Raw genomic sequence first — 23,554 nt, forward strand, 5'->3', positions numbered from 1 at the left:
TCCCCCCGCATCATTCCCTGCACCATTGGAGAGCTTCAGCATGGCCAGAAAAGTCTATGTGCAACTAGTCGATGACATCGACGAAAAACCGATCGAATCCGGTGGCGAACACATAACCTATTCGGTCAACGGAGTCAGCTACGAAATCGATCTGAGCGACAAGAACGCCAAAGAATTCCACCGCAAGCTCGACTATTACATCGAGCACTCGACGAAGGTGGGTGGAAAGCGACAGAAGAAGTCGACTTCCCCGGCCACCGGGGCGAAGCGCGACGCCAATCAGACCAAAGCCATCAGAGAATGGGCGAAGGCGAACGGCCACAACATTTCTGCGCGCGGAAGAATACCCGCCGAAGTGGAGCAGGCGTTCGACGCAGCTCACTGACTCCTGCCTTCCGAATCGGCGTCTCAGGACTCACGCTGCAGACGCCGATTCGGTGGCCGAAGCCATAGACACAACAAAAGCGCCGCCCGATGGGCGGCGCTTTTGCTTTCTCGGTGGAGCTAAGGGGACTCGAACCCCTGACCCCCACACTGCCAGTGTGGTGCGCTACCAGCTGCGCCATAGCCCCGAGTACTGCGTGCTCCCGCTCATGCGGTTGCTCGAACGAAGTTACACCATCGCTCGCGGCAGCAACAAATCAGCTGGTGCGGCCCGTACTCGATGCTCCGGTACGGGCCCCCGCGCTCGACCCCGATCAGCCGACCGTAGCCAGCCATTCCGAGTCGCCCAGCGCGTCGACCACCTGTCCATCCACCAGAACACCCGGAGTTCCGCGTGCACCCGATGCGGCCAAGGCGTCCCGACCGGTCGTCGCGTCCGCCACCGCTGCGTCACGCTGAGCGCCCGTGGCGATGCACTCCACCGCAAGATCGCTCGCTCCGTTCGACGTTGCCAGCTCCGCCAGCTCGGCATCGGTTCGGTCGGAGTCGCTTCCTTCCTCCGGCTGGAATTCCGGGTCGAACAGCGCGGCGTGGAAAGCCGAGTAGACCCGCGCATTCTCGGTGGCGGCCACGCAGTGCGACGCCGCAACGGCCCGCGTCGAATAGTCACCCGAGGCCGAGCTCGCATCGAGGAAATTGATCAGGTGGTAGTTGACCGAGACAACGCCGTCGTCGATTTTCTGAGCCAATTCCTGGCCGTGCTTCACCTCGAGATCACTGCAGAATGGGCACATCGGGTCCTCGTAGATATCGATGACGCGCTGCGCGCCCGGACGAGCCAATACGACGACACCGTCTCCCGGCAACGACAATTCGACCTCGGGATTCTTGACCGATCCGTACCCGTCGTTCCGGGGCGCGTCGCTGCCTCGCTGCCACAGGATCGCTACCACGACGACCGCGACCACCACGAGGAATGCAATACCGCCCAGAATGTACGTCACGGTGTTCGACGAGGCCTGCGGAGTGTGTTTCGTGCTGGATGTCTTCTTCTCGCTCACAGAGCGAATACTACGGACGTATCCGTCAGCTGCGCTCGCGCTCGAGGGTGTCCGGAACGCGCGACCACCACAACCCCGCCAGTAGAAGCAGTGCGCCCGTCACGGCGAAAGCCGGACCGAACGAGACCCGTTCCACGATCATTCCGGCCACGATCGGGCCGATCACAGCGCCCACGTCGGACGCCATCTGGAAGGCAGCCAGCACGGGTCCTCCACGCGCCTTGGAGCCGATCACGTCGGCGACCGAGGCCTGCTGGGCAGGACTCATCAGGCCCGATCCGATTCCGGCGATCAACGACACCGCGAGGAACAACACCGGATCGTGGACATAGCCCATCACGACCGTTCCCAGGCCGCACACCGCCAAACCGCCCAGCATGAACGGTTTGCGTCCGCGTACGTCGGACAGGCGACCGGCACTGGTGAGAACCAGAGCGTTACCCACTGCGAACACCGTGAGAGCAATCCCGACGAACACCTCGGACCGCTGCATTGCCTCGACGACGAACAACGGCACCAGCGCCACCCGGACACCGAACACGGCCCATCCGTTCGCGAAATTCGACGCCAGGGCGGCCCGATAGGACGGGATTCGCAGAGCAGCGAGCAACGACATCGTCGGCGGCGCAGTTCCCTTCTCCGGCTTGACCAGATCGGAATTGCCGAGGGTGAAGTACACGACGGCAGCGGCGATCACCAGAGCCACGGCATAGATGACGAACGGCACCCGCAGACCGAAACCGACGAGCGCGCCGCCGACGAGCGGACCACCGATGGTTCCCAGCAAGAAAGCGGTCGCGTACAGCCCGGAGATGCGGCCTCTACTGGTAGGTGGACTGATTCTGATCAGCAGTCCGAGAGCAGACACCGAGAACATCGTCGACCCGATCCCGCCGAGTCCGCGAAACACCAGCAGCTGCCAGTACGTCTGAGCCAGAGCGCACGCACCGGTGGAGACCGCCACGATCAACAGTCCGATCAGGTAGACGGGTCGTTCGCCGAGCCGCTGAACCAGAGCGCCGCTCGCAGGCGCGAACAGCAACCGCATGAGAGCGAAGGCACTGATCACTGCCGATGCGGCCGTGTATCCGACGCCGAATTCTCGAGCGAACTGCGGCAGGGCAGGCGCGACGATGCCGAATCCGAGGGCGATGACGAACGCTGCCGAGACCAGTACCCAGATCTCCGGTGGGAGTTTGCCTCCGGGTTGGAATGCCGGCTCGGGGGCCGAGCTGTCGTGGTCGGGTGTCGGTGAGTCGGTCACGAGCTCTCGAGAGCGGACGAGACCAATTCACGTGCTGCAGCCTGGACCTCGGCGAGGTGTTCCTTGCCCTGGAACGACTCCGCGTAGATCTTGTAGACGTCCTCGGTTCCCGACGGACGAGCTGCGAACCAGGCGCTCTCCGTTGTCACCTTCAGCCCTCCCAGTGCGGCCCCGTTTCCGGGAGCCTCGGTCAGCGTCGCGGTGATCGGCTCCCCCGCCAATTCGGTGGCGGTGATCTGGTCGGGCGACAACTTGGCGAGCACAGCCTTCTGCTCCCTGGTTGCCGGAGCGTCGACGCGGGCGTACGACGGATCGCCGTACTCGGCTGTGAATTCTGCGTAGCGTTGCGACGGTGTCGATCCGGTGACCGCGGTGATCTCCGAGGCCAACAGCGCCAGAATGATTCCGTCCTTGTCCGTGGTCCACACTCGGCCGTCGCGCCGCAGGAACGAGGCACCGGCGCTCTCCTCGCCGCCGAAGCCGAGCTCGCCGTCGAGCAGCCCCGGCACGAACCACTTGAACCCGACCGGGACCTCGAGCAGCTTTCGTCCGAGACCGGCGACGACGCGATCGATCATGGAGGAACTCACCAGCGTCTTGCCGACTGCCGCCGTCGGTGACCACCCGGGTCGGTGGGTGAACAGATAGTCGATCGCGACCGCGAGGTAGTGATTGGGGTTCATCAGACCACTGTCGGGAGTGACGATGCCGTGTCGATCGGAGTCGGCGTCGTTGCCCGTGGCGATGTCGAATCGATCCCGGGCTGCGATCAGTGATGCCATCGCGTTCGGCGACGAGCAGTCCATTCTGATCTTGCCGTCCGTGTCCAACGTCATGAAGCGGAACGTGCCGTCGACCAATGGATTGACGACGGTCAGATCGAGGTTGTGTCGTTCGGCGATCGCATCCCAGTAGTCGACACTGGCACCGCCGAGCGGATCCGCACCGATGCGAACTCCGGCGGCGCGGATCGCATCGAGATCGAGCACGTTCGGGAGGTCGTCCACGTAGGTGCCGAGGAAGTCGTACCGCGAGACGCTTCCCTCGAACGCCTGCGCGAGAGTCACGCGCTTGATTCCGGTAATGCCCTCGCGGAGAAGCTCGTTGGCGCGGGCAGCGATCACCGACGTCGCATCGCTGTCGGCCGGTCCACCGTGCGGAGGGTTGTACTTGAACCCGCCGTCACGCGGCGGATTGTGGGACGGTGTGACCACGATGCCGTCGGCTTTCGCGGTCGGCCCCGACTCGTTGTACCGGAGAATGGCATGACTGACGGCGGGCGTCGGGGTGTAGCGATCCCCCGAGTCCACCAGAACGTCGACGTCGTTGGCTGCCAACACCTCCAGAGCCGTCGTCCACGCGGGCTCGGACAATGCATGGGTGTCTCGACCGATGAACAGTGGCCCGGTGATGCCTTGCGCAGAACGATATTCCACGATGGCCTGCGTGGTGGCGACGATGTGCGCCTCGTTGAACGCCGAATCCAGGCTCGAACCTCGATGACCCGAGGTCCCGAACACGACCTGCTGACTCGGCTCCGACACGTCCGGAATGCGCGAGTAGTACGCCGTGACGAGTTGCGAGAGATCGACCAGATCCTCCGGCAGTGCAGTGGTTCCAGCTCTCTCGTGCGCCACGATGCGCCTCCTCAATCCTCGAACGAACCGAATCCGGTCGACGAACCGAATTTCTCGTTCAACCCTAACGCCGCTGCCCCACCCGCGAGCTACTTGCTCTGCCGTTTCGGTGGCCGCGGCAGAAAATAGCTGGTTCGCTGCTGATATTCGCGATACCCCGGACGCTTCTCCATGCTCCGTTCCAACAGCCGAGCCCCGGTGGCGAACACCAAGAAGTACGTCATCGCGACAGGCGACAGAATCGTGAACACCCCAGGCCACGCCGACGCCGAGACGAGGAACAGTCCCCACCACACTGCCGAGTCGCCGAAGTAATTGGGATGCCGCGTCCAGGACCACAGACCTCGGTCCATGATCTTGCCCTTGTTCGACGCGTCGGCCTTGAACGCCTTCAATTGCTCGTCGCCCACTGCCTCGAACGTCCATCCGAGTAGCCAGACCACTACGCCGAGTACGACGACGGGTAGAACCGATCCGTGTGAGACGGCGGATACCTGCAGTGGAAGGGACACGAACCACAGCGCAACCGCCTGCGTCAGATAGATCTTCCGCAGGGCGTACCAGGTTCTGTTGCCGGTGGCCTTGGACAGCAGCTCGGTGTACCGCGGATCCTCACCGTGTCCGCGTGAGCGCTGCACCATGTGCAGCGCAAGACGAAGCCCCCACACTCCGACGAGCACGACCAGCAGGAGTCGTCGCCACAGATCACCGGTTCCGGTCGCAGCCGAGATCAGCGCGATCAGAACGAAGCCGCCACCCCACGTCACATCCACGACATTGTGGCGTCCGATCCGCGCACCGATGAGGGCGGTGATGATCATCAGGACAGCGGTGCCGCCGAGACTCGCCAGCGATACGGTCAGGAAGTCGGACCAGTTCACCGCGCGGACACCCACACCGGGCGGACCGGTTCCATCCCGGACGACCCGTCGACCGGGCGAACGGACAAGATCTGGTCGACGCCCATCCTGTTGTCCCGGAATGCCATTCCCCCGCCGATCAGGTACAGCCGCCACACGCGAGCGACCTCTTCCCCGACCATGGCCACCACGTCGTCGTACCGCGCCTCGAAGCGCTCCGTCCAGACATCGACGGTCCGCACGTAATGCTCGCGCAGAGCATGGACGTCGCGAACCTCGAGTCCGGCCTCCTCGATCATGGCCACGGTCCGCCCGACCGGACGCATGAACATGTCGGGCGCGATGAACGATTCGATGAATGCCCCGCCGCCGGGGTTGTCGCCCTCTCTTCGCGACATCTGCTGGATCAGCACTCGCCCACCCGGCTTGACGTTGGTATGCAGTGCGGCGGCGTAGGTCGGGTAATTGGCCTCCCCCACATGCTCACCCATCTCGATCGACGCCACCGCGTCGAAGGGCCCGTCCGGAATCTCCCGATAATCCTGGATTCGGATCTCGACGTTGTCCTGCAGACCTCGGTCGGCGATTCGTTTGTCGATGAAGGCTTTCTGCTCGCGCGAGATGGTCACTCCGACGACCTGCGCTCCGTATTCCTGTGCCGCATGCAGGCTGAGAGACCCCCAGCCACAGCCGACGTCGAGGAACCGTTGCCCGGATCGTTTGTCGAGCCCGATCTTTCGGCACACGAGGTCGAGCTTGTCGCGCTGGGCATCATCGAGGGTGTATTCCGGCGAATTCGAGGTCCAGTAGGCCGACGAGTACGCCATGTGCGAATCGAGGACCAGCTCGTAGAAGTCGTTCGACAGGTCGTAATGGTGGCTGATCGCAGCGCGGTCGCGAAGCAACGAGTGCAGCCGCCCCTTCACCGAGGCCTGCGACGCGGGTGGCGGTAGTGGGCGGCCGAACACGCCGAGATCCTTGGCCAGCCGCGCCAGCCGCAGTAACGATGCCGGCCCCGGCCGTACTGCCGAGAGCCGACGCTCACGGACCACACCCCAGACATGATCGAGAGCCGCGGCAAGATCGCCGTCGACGTCCAACTCCCCGGTGACGTACGCCTGCGCAGCACCGAGTTCACCAGGGCTCCACAGCAATCGACGAAGAGCGCTGGGGCTCCGCAGCATCACTTTCGGTGCCAGGGCGTCGCCGGCAACGGATCCGTCCCACGCCTGCAGCCGGACGGGAAGCGGGCCACCCACCAGGGGCTCCATCAACTCGGCAATTCGGTGTGCAACACCGACGCTGCGATCGGTCCGGTCCACGGTACTTGTCGAGGTGGTCATCGGTCGTCCCTTCGATCGAGCACGATCTGCTGAACATCGAGGTACCCGGATCGAAATCCGGCCTCCGAATAGCAGAGGTAGAAGTGCCACATTCGCGCGAATACTTCGTCGAACCCGAGACCCTGTGCCTCGCTGCGGTATTGACGGAAGCGACTGTCCCACAGGGCCAGGGTTCGCGCGTAGTGATCACCCATGGACAGGCGCTCGCGAACCCGAAGCGAGGTGTGCTGCTCGGTCACCTCCTCGATGGCCCGCACCGACGGCAGGAACCCGCCGGGAAAGATGTACTTGTGCACCCACGTGTACGTATTGCGGGTGGCCAGCATCCGGTCGTGCGGCATGGTGATGGCCTGGATCGCCACGCGTCCGCCCGGTGCCAGATGTGCATCGATCGTCTCGAAATAGGTTGCCCAGTACTGATGACCGACGGCCTCGATCATCTCGACCGACACGATGGCGTCGTATCGGCCGTCCACCAACCGGTAGTCGAGGAGATCGATCTGTACTCGATCGCTGTATCCCGCTGCCGCGCAACGCTTACGCGCGAGCTCCTGCTGCTCCACCGACAGTGTCACCGACCGGACCGTCGCACCGCGAGCGGCCGCGCGAATGGCCAGCTCGCCCCATCCGGTGCCGATCTCGAGGACCCTGGTTCCTTCGCCGATGCCTGCGCGATCGAGTAGCCGGTCGATCTTTCGGCGCTGGGCGTCGGCGAGCTCCATGCTGTCGTCGGGTCCCGATCCGGCGAACAACGCACTCGAGTAGGTCATGGTCTCGTCGAGGAAGAGCTCGAACAGGTCGTTCGACAGATCGTAGTGACGCGAAATGTTGGATCGAGTGTTCTTCGTCGTATTGCGTTCACTCCGTGGAGGTTTCGGGACGTAGAGCCCACGGAGTCGCTGCAAGGGCTCGGGAATCAGCGACGCCATTCGACGGGCGAAGACCTCGAGCACTGCGGTGAGATCCTCGGCATCCCAGTCTCCGGCCATGTATGCCTCACCGAATCCGATGAGGCCGCTGTCGCCGACGCGCGCGGCGAAGTCGTGTGGCCGATAGACGTTCATCAACGGTGCGTCGGACGATCCGGCCCCGAGCACTGTGCCGTCCGGCATCGCGACTCGGACCTGCAATCCCGCGACCGCACGACGGAAGAGAAAGTCGGCAACGGGCGCGGCGACCGCAACTTTGACGCCACCGGGAACGTGGGCGATCTGGGGCCAGACCCGAGGATCGACGAGCGGGCGCGGCCCGGCACCGGACGGGTGCGACACGGAATCGGTTCGAGACACCGTTGTCATCTGTGAGCTCCTTCCTTCTGAACTCTCCGCGCCCCCCGGAGGGGCAGGTTTCTGCACGATCTTCAGACCCCGCGCCCAGAGCCGAATGCCCTGCCAGCGAATCTGTATCTTCACTCGCAGCGGTGCCATCGGTATCTCGAGTGCGGTACGAAGAATCGATCGCGTCGTCACCTGGCGGCGACGGCCGACGACGGTCGCCACGAACGGAGGGTGACCGAGACGTTCGAGGACGATCGACAGCCGGAGTGTGGCGTCCGGCTCGGGCAGCTGCATGGAGTACTCGCCGTCGACGTCGTTGAACGGTGAGACGTAGAACTCTTTGGTAGTCCGTGCCTCACCGTGACGACCGGTGTCCAACAGGTACCGGTATCGCTCCCCGTAGGTGTTGTGCACCTCGGCCACCACGCAGCGGAGGTCTCCGTCGCGGTCGTGACACCAGTACACAGTCAATGGGTTGAACGTGTGCCCGAACACCCGCGCGCTGGCCAACATCGTGATGCGACCGCCGCCGAGATCGATTCCGCTCTCTGCCAAGAAGGCATCGACGTTCTGGCGAATGGTGGCACCGGGGTCACCCATGTGGTCGCGGGAATCGAATGATGCGAGTGGCCGCAGGATCCGCGGCAGTTCGGGAAGTGCGTCGAGGTCGACGAACCAGCTGTAGCTCTTGTACGAGAACGTATTTCGTATCGGTGCTCGTCGGACGTGATCGATCCGAGTGAGATACAGCGCCGCCCCGTGCGCCCGGGTGTTCGGCAGAACCGACGTCAGAGCCACGAGGCCCCCACCCGTTGCGCGGCGCGCGCTCCGGACAACGCACCGTCCTCGTGGAATCCCCACCCGTGGTACGCCCCGGCGAACGACACCGTATCGGTGTCCAATTCGGGCAGCCGACGCTGCGCTGCGACGGATTCGGGGGTGTACTGCGGGTGCTCGTAGGTCATCTCGTCGAGCACCGTGTTCGGGTCGATGCGATCTGCTCCCCCGAGGGTGACCAGCATCCTTCGATCGCTGTCACCCAATCGCTGCAACCTCGTCAGGTCGTAGCTGACCAGAACTCGATCGGGTTTGGCGTTACAGGACGGGAGGTGGTAGTTCCACGACGCTCTCGCTCTGATGTTTCGTGGCAGCACCGACGAGTCGGTGTGCAGTGCAGTGTGATTGACCGAATACGGCATAGCTCCGAGAACGCTGTGTTCGAGCGCAGTCGGCTCCGCGAGCATCTTCAGCGCGGCACCGGGATGGACTGCGATCACGGCGGCGTCGAACGTGCGCAGGTCGTCGTGGCCGTCCCGGATCTGCACCGAATCCCCGGACCGGTAGACAGCATGTACCGGATTGTCGAGCAATACCTCGTCGATGTGCTCCGCAACCCGACGAACGTATTCGATCGACCCGCCGGTGACGGTACGCCAGGTGGGAGATCCTGTGACGGTGAGCATTCCGTGATGGCGAAGAAAAGTGAACAGGTAGCGAGCCGGGTAGGCGAGCGCGGTGGCCGGATCACACGACCACACTGCAGACACCAACGGTGTCATGAAGTGGGATTCGAAGTATGCGGAGAACGAGTGCTGCTCCAAGAATTGCGCGAGCGTCGTCTCGGTGTCCGCGGCGTCCTCGCGCTCGAGTAGCTGGGTCGCCAGACGATGAAAACGCTTGACGTCGAGCAGCATCGAGACGAAGCGAGGCCGCAGGACCGCGGTCCGCTGCGCGAGAATGCCCCGCATTCCCTGTCCGCCCGAGTATTCGAGCCCGCAGCCGTCGCACCGAACGGACATGCTCATGTCCGAATCCTGCGTCGGCACGTCGAGCTCGTCGAACAGACGGAGCAGCGTCGGATACGTGCGGTCGTTGTGCACGATGAACCCGGTGTCGACGCCCACCGGACCACCGGGGCCGTCCACGAAGTGGGTGTCCGCATGGCCGCCGAGCCGAGAGTCGGCCTCGTACAACGTCACCGACGAGTTCTTGGACAGCGCGTATGCCGCCGTCAGGCCGGCCACCCCGCTGCCCACGACGGCAACACGGCGGGTCACGACGATTCTCCCCTGCAGCCCGTCGACGCACCGGATTCGCTCGAATCGGTTCGCACTCTTGACTCGTCGGCGATACGGAGAACGAAGTCACGAGTGACGCGCGACCACACGCGCGGATCACGCAACATGAAATGGCCTCCAGGCACCGAGAGATATTCGGCGTCGGCACCGTTCGCCATTGCGCGTTCGGTCGCGCGACGGGAGGTTCGCGGGTCGGTCCACCGGTCTGCAGTTCCGTGCACCACGAGCAGCGTGCGCTTCTCGTCGAATCCGTCGGCCTCCGTACCCTGCGGCCACCACGGAGCAAGCGCAACGACACCCGCGATCGACGGGTCGTCGATCAGCGCAGCAGCTGTGCGCCCACCCATCGAGTGCCCCACCACGACCACAGGAACTTCGGGATTGCGGTCACGAATGCGGCGCAGCGCCCACCGCGCGTCCTCTACCGGCGTCCGTTCGGGGGCGTTCCAGCCGCGGAACCGATATCGCAGTTGTTGGACCGAAATATCGCGGCTGCGTCCGGCCCGCCGAAGCGTCCAGGTGAAGGGCCACATTCTCAACCCCGCCAGGTGCCACGGCCTGCTGCGCGCGCGACTCACGTCCTTGCCACCGCTCAGAACCAATACCACCATCGACGGCGACGACAGCCGCTTCCCCGTGTAGAGAACTGGGGTCCGCTGGTTGCTCATGCCCTCTATTCGGCACCGAGCCCCCTCCGGGTGGGACCGGGTCGACAGCAGTGTTTGTGAGGTGTCCGACACAAAAAAAGACCGGGCCGAGAGAAAGTCTCTCGGCCCGGCCTTCACAGTGGAGCTGCCGGGAATCGAACCCGGGTCCTCTGCTGCATTGCCAGGGCTTCTCCGTGTGCAGTCCGCTATGCCTCTACTTGGATCTCCCGATCTCGCGAACAAGTCAGGATGACGATCCCAGCCACTGTTTGATGTTCCTCATCATCCCGCGGCCGGATGAATCGGTGAGCCCTCTAGCTGATGCCAGTACCCGGGCCGAGGGCAAGCCCGGACTGACAGACACGCAGTCGCTACTTAGGCAGCGAGTGCGTAGTCGCGCTGATTGGAATCGGCGCTTATAAGGTTGCGATGACGCTTACGGTGGTCTCTCGCCTGCACCGACACGCTTCCCCTGACTCAACATACAAAGTCGAAACCGTTCAGCCCCGTATGTTCCCGGACACCGTGTCCGGGCTGTTCAGTGTAACGCGTCGATCGGCCATATTCATCCCGTTAACGGCCGGCAGGTCCCTGCGCCGCGGCTGCACCGGTGTCGGACTCGACTCGATCCACTACTGTGCGCAGCATTCGACGAGCAACGGCCCTGCGTACGGGCAACGACGCGTACCACACGGCTCGCCCGGCCAATCCGCGAGGAAAGAACACGAGTCGCTGTTCGATCGTCGGCTGCTTGGCGGTGCCACCGACCGTGAGATCCAACCACGCCTCTCCCGGCAGCCGTCGCGACGACTTCAGCCGGGTGGTGTGTTCGGTTCCCGAGGCGGACGCATCCGGCCCCGTGGCGTCGCGGTGCCAACCGGTGAGCACCTCGGCGTCGGCCAATCGTTCGAGCGCGGGCCGAATGGTGCTCGAACGCGCGCCGCTTCGGGCCACCCGGGTATCGGTGTAGACGACCTCTCCAGCCCAATCAGGGTCGGAGGGAAGCGGATCCGACGGGGCCGCAGTTCCGGTGGCGTCGGTCCACCGTGTCTCGACTTCGCCGTCGTCGATCTTGCGTAGAGCCAGCCGCACCGAATCTCGGTAGCCCGTCAAGCCTTCGGCCGGACGTGGAACGACGGCGTCGATATCCATTTCGTGACCGACGGCGTCGTACTGCAACGATTCGATGAGCGGCATCGCCAATCCGCGCGGAATCGGCGTCACCAACCCGATCCAGTGACCGGCCAGGCGAGGCGTCAACACCGGCAGCACGATGATGCGACGCTGGCGCAGACCGGCCACGTCGGCGTAGATGTTCATCATCTCGCCGTACTGCATGACGTCCGGCCCGCCGATGTCGTACGTGCGGGACTCGGTGACCGGAGCGCTCGCGGCCCCGATGAGGTAGTGCAGCACGTCGCGTACGGCAATCGGCTGAATTCGGTTGTGTACCCACCGTGGGGTGGTCATCACCGGCAACCGATTGGTCAGGTGGCGAATCATCTCGAACGAGGCCGAACCGGACCCGATGACGACGCCCGCCTGCAGCACGATCGTCGGGACACCCGACTCGATCAGAATACGACCGACCTCGGCGCGTGACTTCAGGTGTGGCGACAGCTCTCCCGTCGGCGGATGCAGGCCCCCGAGGTACACGATGCGGCCGACGCCGCAATCCGCAGCGACGGTGGCTACGTTCTCTGCGCTGTCGCGTTCGGTGTCGGCAAAATCGGAATGGCCCGCGGTGCCCATCGAGTGCACCAGGTAGTACATGACGTCGACGTCGCTGAGCGCCTCCTTCAGTGACTCCCGATCACTCAGGTCACCCTGGACGATCTCGACGTCCGCCGCCCACGGAACGTTGTCGAGCTTGCTCGGGGTCCGAGCCAACACGCGAACTCGGTAACCCTCGTCGAGCAGGCGCGGTGCCAGACGACCGCCCAGGTATCCCGTGGCACCGGTGACCAGCACACGCGGCCGAGACGACGCGTTCTCGGATGTGGGGACATCGGAGGTAGAACCGGAAGCAGTCATAAACGGGTTCATTACCCGTGCGCGGGCAAGTTCAACCCGCGAGCGCGATCATCGCGATTGCCCCGAGCGCCAACGCCATTCCCACCTTCTGTAGTGCGCCGACCCGTTCGCCGAGCATCACCATCGCCAGCAACACCGTCGCAGCCGGATACAGCGAGGCGATGACGCTCACCAACGACAGCAGACCGCCCTCGTATGCGTAGATCATCGCGGCGTTGGCGACCACGTCGAGCACGCTGACGAACGCGGCAAGTTTGAGCACGCTGCCGTGTGGCGGTGCGAAATGCCCCGATGCCAACGCGACGGCCCAGACCACCGCGGTGGCCGATGCGCGGGACGCCGCGAGGGGCCACAGCCCACTGCCGTCACCGATCTGATGCAGGAAGATGAAGGCGAAGGCGAACGTCACACCCGACCCGACCGTCAGCCAGGCCACGGTGCGGGTGAACTTCATGTCGCGGCCGCCCGCGACCTCGCCGGTCACCTCGTCCGGTGACTCCCTGCTGACCAGCACAACGGCCACCAGGGCAATGGCGATGCCCACGAAGGCGATGACTCCGGGACGCTCACCCATCGACAACCCGACCAGAACGGGAATCCCGGCGACCAACACAGCCGTCACCGGGGACACCACTGCCATCGGCCCGGCCGCGAGCGCGAGATAGAACCACCACACGGCGACGCCGCCCGCCACACCCGACGCCAGGCCCCACAGCATCGCGGGGAGTTCGATGGTCCCGCCGACGAACGGAGCGACGAGCAACACGATGACGAGCGACAGCGGGTAGGACACGATGACCACCCGCAGGGCTGCGACTCGACGGGACGCGACACCGCCGACGAAATCGCTCACCCCGTAGCCCACGGCAGCTACCAGAGCGAGCAGGACAGCGGTCAGCGCATGCCCTTCACTCGACGCCCGAGCTCACGAGTGACTTCGCGTTCGGCGGTGCGCTTGGCCAACGACTGCCTCTTGTCGTAGTCCTGCTTGCCCTTGGCCAACGCCAGTTCGACCTTGACCTTGCCGTCCGAGAAGTACATCGACAGCGGCACCAACGTCAGGTTTCCCTCCTTGACCTTCCCGGCCAGGCGGTCGATCTCGCGACGATGGAGAAGAAGTTTGCGGTTTCGACGCGGCGCGTGGTTGGTCCAGCTTCCGAGTGTGTATTCCGCGATGTGCAGCCCGCGCAGCCAGATCTCGCCGTCGTCGACGGTCGCGAAGGCGTCGACGAGGGAGGCCTTGCCGTCGCGCAGGCTCTTGACCTCGGTGCCGACGAGCGCGACTCCGGCCTCGACGACGTCGAGTATGGAGTAGTTGTGCCGTGCCTTGCGATTGGTCGCAATGGCCTTGCGGCCCTTCTCTCTCACTGCAGGGCCCTTTCTCGAGCGTTCGATGCGTGACGCCGCCTCATCGGCAACCGCTCCAGCATAGAACCGATCGGCAACCGAATTTATTCGCGCACGTAGAGGCGCAATGTGATGTAGGCGGTGACCGCCGCCATTCCCACTCCGACGAGTGCCAGGAACGGCGAGACCAACAGCACGTCACTGTTCGATATCCGGGCCAGAATATTGGCTTGATAGACGTCGGAGAGGACGTCGTCGATGAACATGTTCTTCGCGGTGAACAGCCCGGCAATCGCCAGCGCCGAACCGATCAGAGCTGCGACCACGGCTTCGAGGAGGAACGGCAGCTGGGTGTACCACCGGGTGGCACCGACCAGCCGCATGATTCCGACCTCGGTTCGTCTGGTGAACGCAGCGATCTGGACCATGTTGGCGATCAGGAGGATCGCAGCGATCGCCTGCACGGTGGCAATCGCGAACGCTGCGTTGCGTACTCCGTTGAGGACGCTGAACAACCGTTCCACCAGGTCTCGCTGGTTGAGCACGCTCTGCACACCCGGACGGTTCTCGAAGTTGTCGTTGATCACTCCGAATCGCTCCGGGTCGCTCAGACGCACCTTGAACGAGGCCGGGAAACTGTCGGCACTGACCAACTCGGCCAGTTCGGGTTGGTCCTTGAACACTCGCTCGGTCGCATCCTTCACCGCGTCCTCGCGGTTGAGGTACTGCACCGAGACCACGGAGGGTGTGTTCTCGAGATCCGAGCGCAACGTAGCGCACGTCTCCTGGGCACAGTCTGCGTCGGTGGCAGAGATGTCGTCGGTGAGGAAGATCTGCACCTCCACCCGGTCGAGGAAGATCTGCTGGGTCTTTCCTGCCATCTGCACCACGAGCAATCCGCCGCCGAACAGACCGAGGGAAATAGCGGTCGTCAAGATCATGGCGATCGTCATGGTGATGTTGCGGCGAAGCCCGGTGAAGACCTCACTGAAGATGAAACTTGCGCGCATCGCGGAATCCGAGCCCTTCGATTCGTTCGGTCGAGAAGTCTGAGCGGTCGAGTTCGGTGGTCGGCGTCAGCGGCCGACGCCGTAGACCCCTCGGGCCTCGTCACGAACGACTCGTCCGTTGTCCAGTTCCACGACGCGTCGACGCATGGAATCGACGATGTGATTGTCGTGGGTCGCCATCAGCACGGTGGTTCCGGTGCGATTGATGCGCTCGAGCAGCAGCATGATGTCCTGACTGGTGTCCGGATCGAGGTTTCCGGTCGGCTCGTCGGCGAGCAGCACCAGCGGCCGATTGACGAACGCCCTGGCGATCGCCACACGCTGCTGCTCACCACCGGACAACTCGTTGGGCAGACGGTCGGACTTGCCGCCGAGTCCCACCAGATCCAGCACCTCGGGAACAGTGCGCTTGATCATCGATCGAGGCTTGCCGATCACCTCGAGCGCGAACGCGACGTTTTCCACCACGGTCTTCTGCTGCAGCAGTCGGAAGTCCTGGAACACGCACCCCATGCTCTGTCGTAGCCGCGGGACGCGACGAGCAGCGAGCCGGTTGACGTGAAAGTCCGCTACATGGATATCGCCGGACGTCGGCGTCTCTTCCTTGAGCAGCAAGCGCATGAATGTCGACTTGCCCGAACCCGAGGGCCCGATCAGAAACACGAACTCGCCTTTGTCGATGGAGACCGTCACCTTGTCCAGAGCGGGCCTGGTCGAGGTCTTGTAGGACTTGGACACATTCGAGGTGCTGATCACGGGTCGCCAGTGTAGTCCTTACCCGCCGGTAACCGCCGGAAGCGAGCGGGTGCCGCGGCGAGTCCCGAGAGCCGGTAAAGAGTGCGTCAGCGCGACGACGTCGGTGCAGGCCGGGACGGGATGAGCGACTGAATCGCCGGCGGGATGGGCACGCCGAACGGGGCAGTCGTCGTGGTCGGCGGGGCGGTGGTCGTCGTCGACTGGGTACCGGTGTCGTCGGCGCTCGTCGACGACTCCGGGTCGGTGGTCGTGCTGGGTGTGGTGGTGGTCGACAGACGTGAGGGGGTCGGTACGTACGTCTGCGATTCGCTCGGTTGCGTGAGCTCGTCCGGGCTCACCGCAACCGGCCCCTGAACCGCTTCCCCGTTCCTCTCGGCGATATCTGCGCTGACCTGCCCGTACAGCAGAGCGGTGAGCACGAAGCAGATTCCGAACGCCACGGTGGAGGTTCGGACGCGGCCGTAGATCTTGGCCGGAATGCGCCACTGCCGCCAGTTTCGTTGCGAGCGTTCGGTTCCGGTATCGGGTGTACTCACTGGTCTTCCGTTCGATCTCGTCCCGATGATTCCGGTGCAACTCCGGCCGTGCTGACGTCGGGGGCAACGTTGATGCCCTCGGGCTGCAGCGCAGCGGCAACTCTCACACGCAGCTCTCGTCCCACCTGGAATTGCTTGCCCGGCAACGTCCGCGCGACCAAGCGCACGTTGACCTGCCCCACCTCGATGCTCTCCACGCCCATCACGGTCGGTTCGTCGAGTAGGAGCGGACGCAAGTGTGAATCTGCGAACGCATCGCGGCCGACCGCACGCAGAAGCGCATTCACCTGAGTCAGATCGGCGGTACTGGGGACCGGAACGTCGACGACGGCGCGAGCCCAATCCTTGGACAGGTTGATCGCCTTGACGATCTGCCCGTTCGGCACGGTGATGACCTCGCCGTCGACGCTACGGACCCGTGTCACTCGGAGCGTGACGTCCTCGACGGTGCCCTCGGCATCCTCGGCGGAGCCGTTGACGGCGATCTGCACCACGTCACCGAAGCCGTACTGGCGCTCGGTGATGATGAAGAAGCCGGCCAGGATGTCTTGCACCACGCGCTGAGCACCGAAGCCGAGGGCTGCACCGATGACAGTTGCGGGTGCCACGAGTCCACCGACCCCGAAGCCGAACCGGCGCAGCACCTCGATGGTGACCAGGATGTAGATGAGCGTGACCAGCACCCAGGTGATGACCTGAGCCAGGGCATGACGGTGTTTGGCGGCCTCCGACCGGACGAGCGCGTCGCTGTGCTGGTAGTTCTGGTCGATGCGGGCAGTGATTCGAGATCCGGTCCACGTGACGAACCGCGCGGCCAGTAGCCCGCCGAGGATGTACAGCACGATTCCGAGGCCGTTGAGCTTGACCTCGGGCGTCACGTTGAGCCAGGCCGTCATCGGTTACTGCTCCCCTCGCATTCGCCAGCGAATTCCCGATTCCAGGAAGCCGTCGATGTCTCCATCGAGAACAGTAGACGGATTGTTGACCTCGTACTCGGTACGCAAGTCTTTGACCATCTGGTACGGGTGCAGCACGTACGAGCGCATCTGATTGCCCCAGGAGCTGCCGCCGTCACCCTTGAGCGCGTCCATCTCGGCCCGCTCTTCCTTGCGCTTGACCTCGAGCAGCTTGGCCTGCAGCACGCGCATGGCCGACACCTTGTTCTGCAGCTGCGACTTCTCGTTCTGGCAGGTCACGACGATTCCGGTTGGAATATGCGTCAACCGGACGGCGGAGTCGGTGGTGTTGACCGACTGCCCACCTGGCCCGGACGAGCGATAGACGTCGACCCGAATGTCGTTCTCGGGGATTTCGATGTGGTCGGTGGTCTCGACGACCGGAAGCACCTCGACCTCCGCGAACGACGTCTGGCGTCGACCCTGGTTGTCGAACGGGCTGATCCGGACGAGCCGGTGCGTGCCTTGCTCGACCGACAGCGTTCCGTAGGTGTACGGGGCCTTGACGGCGAACGTCGCGCTCTTGATTCCGGCTTCTTCGGCGTAGGACGTGTCGTAGACCTCGACGCCGTACCCGTGCTTCTCGGCCCAGCGGATGTACATGCGCATGAGCATTTCCGCCCAGTCGGCGGCGTCGATTCCGCCGGCACCGGAGCGAATGTTCACGAGGGCGTCGCGGGCGTCGTACTCACCGGACAGCAGCGTTCGAACTTCCATGGCAGCGATGTCCTCTCGGAGCGAGGCGCGTTCGGCGTCGGCGTCGGCGGTGGCGGACGCGGCGGCCTCGCCCTCTTCGCCCTCGGCCAACTCGTACAGAACCGGCATGTCCTCGAGCCGCTGCCGGAGCTCCTCGACGCGGCGCAGTTCGGCCTGCGCATGGGAGAGCTGACTGGTCACCTGCTGAGCGTGTTCCTGGTCGTTCCACAGGTCGGGTGAGGCGGCCTGATGTTCCAGCTCGTCGATGCGTCGCCGCAGCTCCTCCACGTCGAGAACGGACTCGACTGTGGACAGAGTGGTGTCGAGCTCGGCGAGGTCTGCAGAAACGTCGGGATGCACGAGAGTCAAGGTTACCGGCACACGAACCCGTCCCCGACCGCCCCCGAAGACGCATGCTCATCCAGGGGTTCGAACCGTGCTGATTCGAACCCTGTTCGGGCACCGCGTCCGCTGTTAGCTTTCGACGCGTCGACATATGCGCACGTCGACATCACTGCCGCCGCACGGTGCCAGCGACATTCGATGGACACAGGAGTCTCGTATGACCGTCACCGACCAGTACCTCGAGAACAACAAGGCATACGCCGCCCAGTTCGACGGTCCCCTACCGCTGCCGCCGTCGAAGCACGTCGCGGTGGTCGCGTGCATGGATGCCCGGCTCGACGTCTATCGGATTCTCGGCCTGGCAGACGGGGAAGCACACGTGATCCGCAATGCGGGTGGGGTGATCACCGACGACGAGATTCGTTCACTGGCCATCAGCCAGCGGCTGCTCGGCACCAAGGAGATCATCCTGATCCACCACACCGATTGCGGCATGCTCACGTTCACCGACGACGAGTTCAAGAACGACCTCCAGGAGGAGACGGGTCTGAAGCCCAACTGGGCTGCCGAGTCGTTCCCGGATCTGAACCGCGACGTTCGGCAGTCCTTGGCGCGCATCGAGCTCAGCCCGTTCGTCACGAAGCACGAGTCGCTGCGCGGGTTCGTCTTCGATGTTGCCACCGGAAAGTTGAACGAAGTCACCGAATAGCCCGGCCACACGTATCGCCGCGTACGAGCAGGCCCGTGCGCGGCGATAGTCTTCTGCGGTGACCGACTACGCTGCCGATCTGCATCTCGCCCTCCGGCTCGCCGACGAAGCCGACATCATCACTCGTGGACGATTCCTCGCCATGGACCTGACGGTGGACTCGAAGCCGGATCTCACACCGGTCAGCGACGCAGACCTGGCCGTGGAAACGATGATTCGGGCGCAGCTCGGTTCGGAGCGTCCCGACGATGCTCTGCTCGGCGAGGAGTTCGGTGGCACGGCTACGTTCAGCGGCCGCCAATGGGTCGTCGATCCGATCGACGGCACCAAGAACTTCGTGCGCGGCGTACCCGTGTGGGCAACGCTGATCGCGCTGCTCGAGGACGGCGTCCCCGCAGTCGGAGTGGTCAGCGCCCCGGCGCTGCATCGCCGATGGTGGGCCGCCGACCAGCTGGGATCGTGGACGAGCGTCGGCGACGAAACCGCCCGTCGAATCAACGTGTCGAAAGTCGACTCACTTTCCGCGTCGAGTCTGAGCTTCTCCAGCCTGTCCGGCTGGGCCGACCTCGGAACGAGAGACCGCTTCATCGGACTGACCGATGACGTGTGGCGAGTCCGCGCCTACGGCGACTTCTTCTCGTACTGCCTGCTCGCCGAAGGAGCCCTCGACATCGCCGCCGAGCCGGAGGTCTCCCTGTGGGATCTGGCGGCACTCGATGTTCTGGTGCGCGAGGCGGGCGGGACGTTCACCTCGCTCGACGGACGCGTCGGGCCGCACGGCGGGAGCGCGGTAGCCACGAACGGGCTGCTGCACCAGGACGTCCTCGGCCGCCTCTCCCCCGCTGCGTGAATCGGTCGGCACTCACCGGAGACGGACGGTGAGAACAGCGCGGAGTCAGAGGACTGCGGCCAGGACCAAGGCCAGGAGCGGAGTGATTCCCTGCACGAACGCGGGCCGGAAGTACTTCGCTCCGCCGGTGGCGAGCACCAGAGCCGCGCCGACGATGCTGGCGCACGCGAAGTAGACGATCGCGTCGCCGGCCGAGCCGCCGACGATGAGGCCGACCACGATGCCGATGCCGAGAAACAGGTTGTAGAACCCCTGATTGAAGGCCATCGGTTTGGTGATGTCTGCGTCGTTCTGACTGGCGACACCGAACTTCGCCCACACGGCCGGCTTGGACCAGAGCACGCTTTCCATGACGAAGATGGCGACATGGAGTACCGCGGCGAGGGCGGCGAAGACCTGAGCTATCGGATGCACGGGAAACAGCCTGTCACATCGGTACGACGCAGGATACGAAAGACCCGCCACGGTGTTGTGCGCCACCAGTACTTACTCGGCAGTAGACAGCTATCTTACTCGGGAGTAAGATCTGTGAAGTCCGTGCCCGACGCCGAGGAACTGGTGATCATGAGCAAGCAAGACAGTGTGGTCGACGCGAAGGCCCCCAAGGTGCCCCGCGATACTTCTGCGGTTGGCCTCAACCCGTTCAAGAGAGATGCGATCGGAACCGCCATGCGCGTTCTGACGGCCATCACCGGGTCCGAACTGGCGGAGAAGTACAACCTCCGACAGACGATCGACCGCGTCACGTACGAGAGCACCAAAACCGGTTTCAAGACTCTCGGTGCCGCCAACCGTACGTTCGCCAAGGTCACCGGAGGCGGCAAGCCCAAGCGTCTCGACGACGGTGCCGCGAAGAACCTGAGCTACTTCGACCTGACGCCCGACGACGAGCAGCGCATGATCGTCGAAACGGTCAAGGAGTTCGCCGAGGAAATCCTCCGGCCGGCCGCCTTCGAGGCTGATCACAACGCCTCCTCGCCCGAGGACCTGGTTCGTCGCTCGGCCGAACTCGGCATCACGCTCATCAACGTTCCCGAGGAACTCGACGGTGCCGCCAGCGAGCGCGGTGCGGTCACCAATTCCCTCGTCGCCGAGGCTCTCGCCCACGGCGATATGGGCCTGGCCCTGCCGATCCTCGCGCCCAGCGGTGTCGCTGTCGCCCTCACTCAGTGGGGAACGGATGCGCAGCAGAAGACGTACCTTCCGGCATTCGTCGGCGAGAAGGTGCCGAACGCAGCAGTGGTCGTCAACGAGCCCCGCGCACTGTTCGATCCGTACGCGCTGCAGACCAAGGCGGTGCGCTCGCCCAGCGGATACAAGCTCAACGGAGTCAAGAGCCTCGTACCCGCGGCCGGCAGCTCGGAGCTGTTCGTCATCGCGGCGGAACTCGAAGGTCGCCCGACTTTCTTCATCGTCGAGTCCGACTCCAAGGGCCTCGTCGTCGAAGCGGATCCGAGCATGGGTCTGCGCGCCGCGGGCCTGGGTCGCCTGATCCTCACCGACGTGGCAGTGCCCGAGTCGGCTCTGCTCGGTGATGGTGACGCCAACCAGCGCGCCGCCGAGTACAGCGCCGCCATCGGTTTGGCCCGTCTGGGCTGGGCTTCCTTGGCCGTCGGTACGAGCCAGGCCGTACTCGACTACGTCATTCCCTACGTCAACGAGCGCGTCGCGTTCGGCGAGCCGATCAGTAATCGCCAGGCCGTGGCCTTCATGGTCGCCAACATCGCGATCGAGCTCGACGGCATGCGCCTGGTCACGCTGCGTGGTGCGTCGCGAGCCGAGCAGGGCCTGTCGTTCGCTCGTGAATCGGCGCTCGCGCGTCGACTCGCGTCCGAGAAGGGCATGCAGATCGGCTCCGACGGTGTGCAGTTGCTCGGTGGACACGGTTTCACCAAGGAACACCCGGTCGAGCGCTGGTACCGCGATCTACGGTCCGTCGGCGTCGCCGAAGGCATCGTTCTCATCTAGCTCGCCGCCCCGAATTCCATGGCACTCACCCAAGGACACACACGATGATCAATCTTGAACTTCCCAAGAAGCTTCGGGCGCAGGCGAATCAGGCTCACCAGGTCGCTGCCGAGATCTTCCGCCCCATCTCCCGCAAGTACGACCTCGCCGAGCACGAGTACCCGGTGGAACTCGACACCATGGCGTCCATGGTCGAAGGCATGTCCGACGCCGGTGGCGAAATCGGCGGAGCGGCCGGTGGCCGTGAGAAGGACAGCGAGTCGGCCAAGCCCAGCAAGACCGCCAACTCCAACGGCGGCAACATGTCCGCTCTGGTGAACGTGATCGAGACCTGCTGGGGCGACGTCGGCCTCACGCTGTCGATCCCGTACCAGGGACTCGGCAACTCCGCTATCGCCGCGGTCTCCACCGACGAGCAGCTCGAGCGCTTCGGCAAGGTGTGGGCTTCGATGGCCATCACCGAGCCCAGCTTCGGCTCGGACTCCGCGGCAGTCACCACCACCGCTGTCCTCGACGGCGACGAGTGGGTGCTCAACGGCGAGAAGATCTACGTCACCGCCGGAGAGCGTTCCACCCACATCGTGGTGTGGGCAACGGTCGACAAGTCTCTCGGCCGCGCAGCCATCAAGTCGTTCGTCGTCCCGCGTGACGCTCCGGGCCTGTCGGTTGCCCGCCTCGAACACAAGCTGGGCATCAAGGCCTCCGACACCGCAGCCCTGCTGCTCGAGGATTGCCGCATCCCGAAGGACAACCTGCTCGGTACCGCCGAGGTCAACGTCGAAAAGGGCTTCGCGGGCGTCATGCAGACGTTCGACAACACTCGCCCTCTGGTTGCTGGAATGGCGATCGGCGTCGCCCGTGCCGCGCTCGAAGAGTTGCGGTCGATCCTGGTCGATGCCGGAGTCGACATCTCGTACGAGACTCCCGCCTACAACCAGCACGCGGCGGCCGCAGAATTCCTGCGACTCGAAGCAGACTGGGAAGCCGCGCACCTGCTCGCACTGCGCGCGGCATGGATGGCCGACAACAAGGAGCCCAACTCGCTGCAGGCGTCGATGTCGAAGGCGAAGGCCGGACGCTCCGCAGTGGACATCACCCTCAAAGCAGTCGAGTTGGCCGGTACCTACGGCTACTCCGAGCGCCCGCTGCTAGAGAAGTGGAGCCGTGACTCCAAGATTCTCGACATCTTCGAAGGCACGCAGCAGATCCAGCAGCTGATCGTCGCCCGTCGCGTACTCGGAAAGTCCTCGGCCGAGCTGAAGTAAGCAGTGGCTCGTCATCGACTCGGCACATGATCGACAAGCGGCACCGGACTGTGCGTCCGGTGCCGCTTTCGTGCGCTTCGAAGAAATGTCGAGGGTCGGTGTCGATATCGTGATGTCTCGATCGTCGTCTTCGTGTACGGCGAATCGCGCCGCGACACCGAGGTACCGAACGAGGGAGCGCACCATGAAGTACATCCTGTTGATCAACGCCGACACCTCCCCCGGTGCTGCACCCGGCTGCAGCAGTGTGGAGGACTGGATGACGTACGAGAAGGAACTGAAGGAGGCCGGGGTCTACGTTGCCGGGCACGCGCTGGCCGACTTGACCACTGCTACCGCGGTACGCGTCGATCCGAACACGGGCGAACGGACCGTCACGGACGGCCCGTATGCCGAGTCGCACGAGGTACTCGGGGGTTACGACGTCATCGACGTTCCCGACCTCGATGCCGCGCTCGAGTGGGCGGCCCGCTGCCCCGGCTCCAAGGACGGCGGCACCGTCGTCGTGCGCCCGCTCGCAGAATTCTGACG

23 protein-coding genes, 1 tRNA gene, 1 other RNA gene and 1 pseudogene are annotated in these 23,554 nt (G+C 64.3%); 6 read left to right on the forward strand and 20 right to left on the reverse strand.

The window, feature by feature from the left end; all coding sequences use genetic code 11:
* Positions 1-40 precede the first annotated feature (40 nt).
* Positions 41-385: a histone-like nucleoid-structuring protein Lsr2 gene (locus ASH04_RS17580; protein WP_027496587.1), complete on the forward strand. Its 345-nt coding sequence runs from the start codon at positions 41-43 to the stop codon at positions 383-385.
* Between the two features lie 114 nt (positions 386-499).
* Here ASH04_RS17580 and ASH04_RS17585 read toward each other — a convergent pair.
* From ASH04_RS17585 to prfB, 19 genes and pseudogenes are all read right to left on the reverse strand, one after another.
* Positions 500-572 (reverse strand) — tRNA-Ala (locus tag ASH04_RS17585).
* A 126-nt stretch (positions 573-698) separates the two neighbouring features.
* Positions 699-1,445, reverse strand: a complete 747-nt coding sequence (locus ASH04_RS17590) for a DsbA family protein (protein WP_057474122.1) — start codon at positions 1,443-1,445, stop codon at positions 699-701.
* 25 nt (positions 1,446-1,470) lie between these two features.
* On the reverse strand, positions 1,471-2,628 hold the full coding sequence (locus ASH04_RS17595; RefSeq protein WP_051365365.1) for an MFS transporter: 1,158 nt from the start codon (positions 2,626-2,628) through the stop codon (positions 1,471-1,473).
* A 77-nt stretch (positions 2,629-2,705) separates the two neighbouring features.
* Positions 2,706-4,346 carry a phosphoglucomutase (alpha-D-glucose-1,6-bisphosphate-dependent) gene (gene pgm / locus ASH04_RS17600; protein WP_057474123.1) on the reverse strand — a complete coding sequence of 547 codons (1,641 nt, stop codon included), beginning with the start codon at positions 4,344-4,346 and terminating at the stop codon, positions 2,706-2,708.
* 89 nt (positions 4,347-4,435) lie between these two features.
* Positions 4,436-5,167 carry a DUF1295 domain-containing protein gene (locus tag ASH04_RS17605; RefSeq protein ID WP_442971202.1) on the reverse strand — a complete coding sequence of 244 codons (732 nt, stop codon included), beginning with the start codon at positions 5,165-5,167 and terminating at the stop codon, positions 4,436-4,438.
* Between the two features lie 56 nt (positions 5,168-5,223).
* On the reverse strand, positions 5,224-6,549 hold the full coding sequence (locus tag ASH04_RS17610) for an SAM-dependent methyltransferase (RefSeq protein WP_057474125.1): 1,326 nt from the start codon (positions 6,547-6,549) through the stop codon (positions 5,224-5,226).
* Positions 6,546-7,847, reverse strand: coding sequence for an SAM-dependent methyltransferase (locus tag ASH04_RS26970; RefSeq protein WP_057474183.1), 1,302 nt, complete (start codon positions 7,845-7,847; stop codon positions 6,546-6,548). The genes ASH04_RS17610 and ASH04_RS26970 overlap by 4 nt, the downstream gene beginning before the upstream one ends.
* Positions 7,848-7,946: 99 nt before the next feature.
* Positions 7,947-8,687: pseudogene (locus ASH04_RS26975) on the reverse strand (DUF1365 domain-containing protein); the annotation flags it as partial.
* Positions 8,615-9,901: an NAD(P)/FAD-dependent oxidoreductase gene (locus ASH04_RS17620; protein ID WP_200937341.1), complete on the reverse strand. Its 1,287-nt coding sequence runs from the start codon at positions 9,899-9,901 to the stop codon at positions 8,615-8,617. The gene ASH04_RS17620 and the pseudogene ASH04_RS26975, both read right to left, overlap by 73 nt.
* Positions 9,880-10,572 (reverse strand): alpha/beta hydrolase, encoded by a 693-nt coding sequence (locus tag ASH04_RS17625; RefSeq protein WP_045841885.1) that lies wholly within the window; start codon positions 10,570-10,572, stop codon positions 9,880-9,882. The genes ASH04_RS17620 and ASH04_RS17625 overlap by 22 nt, the downstream gene beginning before the upstream one ends.
* A 116-nt stretch (positions 10,573-10,688) precedes the next feature.
* Positions 10,689-11,059, reverse strand: a transfer-messenger RNA (tmRNA) gene (gene ssrA, locus ASH04_RS26235).
* 65 nt (positions 11,060-11,124) lie between these two features.
* Positions 11,125-12,585, reverse strand: coding sequence for an SDR family NAD(P)-dependent oxidoreductase (locus ASH04_RS17630; protein ID WP_057474127.1), 1,461 nt, complete (start codon positions 12,583-12,585; stop codon positions 11,125-11,127).
* A gap of 31 nt (positions 12,586-12,616) precedes the next feature.
* Complete coding sequence (locus ASH04_RS17635) at positions 12,617-13,471, reverse strand: DMT family transporter (protein ID WP_082519312.1); 855 nt, start codon at positions 13,469-13,471, stop codon at positions 12,617-12,619.
* A gap of 8 nt (positions 13,472-13,479) precedes the next feature.
* Positions 13,480-13,953, reverse strand: a complete 474-nt coding sequence (smpB, locus tag ASH04_RS17640) for an SsrA-binding protein SmpB (protein ID WP_027496576.1) — start codon at positions 13,951-13,953, stop codon at positions 13,480-13,482.
* Between the two features lie 83 nt (positions 13,954-14,036).
* Positions 14,037-14,942 carry a permease-like cell division protein FtsX gene (gene ftsX, locus ASH04_RS17645; protein WP_057474129.1) on the reverse strand — a complete coding sequence of 302 codons (906 nt, stop codon included), beginning with the start codon at positions 14,940-14,942 and terminating at the stop codon, positions 14,037-14,039.
* A gap of 66 nt (positions 14,943-15,008) precedes the next feature.
* Positions 15,009-15,698: a cell division ATP-binding protein FtsE gene (ftsE, locus tag ASH04_RS17650; RefSeq protein WP_027496574.1), complete on the reverse strand. Its 690-nt coding sequence runs from the start codon at positions 15,696-15,698 to the stop codon at positions 15,009-15,011.
* Positions 15,699-15,784: 86 nt separating this feature from the next.
* Positions 15,785-16,234 (reverse strand): hypothetical protein, encoded by a 450-nt coding sequence (locus tag ASH04_RS17655; RefSeq protein WP_027496573.1) that lies wholly within the window; start codon positions 16,232-16,234, stop codon positions 15,785-15,787.
* A complete protein-coding gene (locus ASH04_RS17660; RefSeq protein WP_027496572.1) occupies positions 16,231-17,130 on the reverse strand; it encodes a mechanosensitive ion channel family protein in 900 nt (299 codons plus the stop codon). The genes ASH04_RS17655 and ASH04_RS17660 overlap by 4 nt, the downstream gene beginning before the upstream one ends.
* Before the next feature lie 3 nt (positions 17,131-17,133).
* Positions 17,134-18,246: a peptide chain release factor 2 gene (gene prfB / locus ASH04_RS17665; RefSeq protein ID WP_027496571.1), complete on the reverse strand. Its 1,113-nt coding sequence runs from the start codon at positions 18,244-18,246 to the stop codon at positions 17,134-17,136.
* Positions 18,247-18,448: 202 nt separating this feature from the next.
* Between prfB and ASH04_RS17670 the strand changes: the two genes are divergently transcribed.
* Positions 18,449-18,940, forward strand: coding sequence for a beta-class carbonic anhydrase (locus ASH04_RS17670; RefSeq protein WP_057474184.1), 492 nt, complete (start codon positions 18,449-18,451; stop codon positions 18,938-18,940).
* Positions 18,941-18,998: 58 nt separating this feature from the next.
* Positions 18,999-19,790 carry an inositol monophosphatase family protein gene (locus tag ASH04_RS17675; protein WP_057474130.1) on the forward strand — a complete coding sequence of 264 codons (792 nt, stop codon included), beginning with the start codon at positions 18,999-19,001 and terminating at the stop codon, positions 19,788-19,790.
* 45 nt (positions 19,791-19,835) lie between these two features.
* Here ASH04_RS17675 and ASH04_RS17680 read toward each other — a convergent pair whose 3' ends face one another.
* Positions 19,836-20,204, reverse strand: coding sequence for a DUF1304 domain-containing protein (locus tag ASH04_RS17680; RefSeq protein WP_027496568.1), 369 nt, complete (start codon positions 20,202-20,204; stop codon positions 19,836-19,838).
* A gap of 144 nt (positions 20,205-20,348) precedes the next feature.
* Here ASH04_RS17680 and ASH04_RS17685 point away from each other — a divergent pair, with 144 nt between their 5' ends.
* From ASH04_RS17685 to ASH04_RS17695, 3 genes are all read left to right on the forward strand, one after another.
* Complete coding sequence (locus ASH04_RS17685; protein WP_057474185.1) at positions 20,349-21,758, forward strand: acyl-CoA dehydrogenase family protein; 1,410 nt, start codon at positions 20,349-20,351, stop codon at positions 21,756-21,758.
* Positions 21,759-21,802: 44 nt separating this feature from the next.
* Positions 21,803-23,023 (forward strand): acyl-CoA dehydrogenase family protein, encoded by a 1,221-nt coding sequence (locus ASH04_RS17690; RefSeq protein WP_032366333.1) that lies wholly within the window; start codon positions 21,803-21,805, stop codon positions 23,021-23,023.
* A 184-nt stretch (positions 23,024-23,207) separates the two neighbouring features.
* Positions 23,208-23,552 carry a YciI family protein gene (locus ASH04_RS17695; protein WP_032370934.1) on the forward strand — a complete coding sequence of 115 codons (345 nt, stop codon included), beginning with the start codon at positions 23,208-23,210 and terminating at the stop codon, positions 23,550-23,552.
* Positions 23,553-23,554 lie beyond the last annotated feature (2 nt).

The sequence above is a fragment of the Rhodococcus sp. Leaf233 genome (genome assembly GCF_001426165.1).
GTDB classification, from domain to species: domain Bacteria; phylum Actinomycetota; class Actinomycetes; order Mycobacteriales; family Mycobacteriaceae; genus Rhodococcoides; species Rhodococcoides fascians.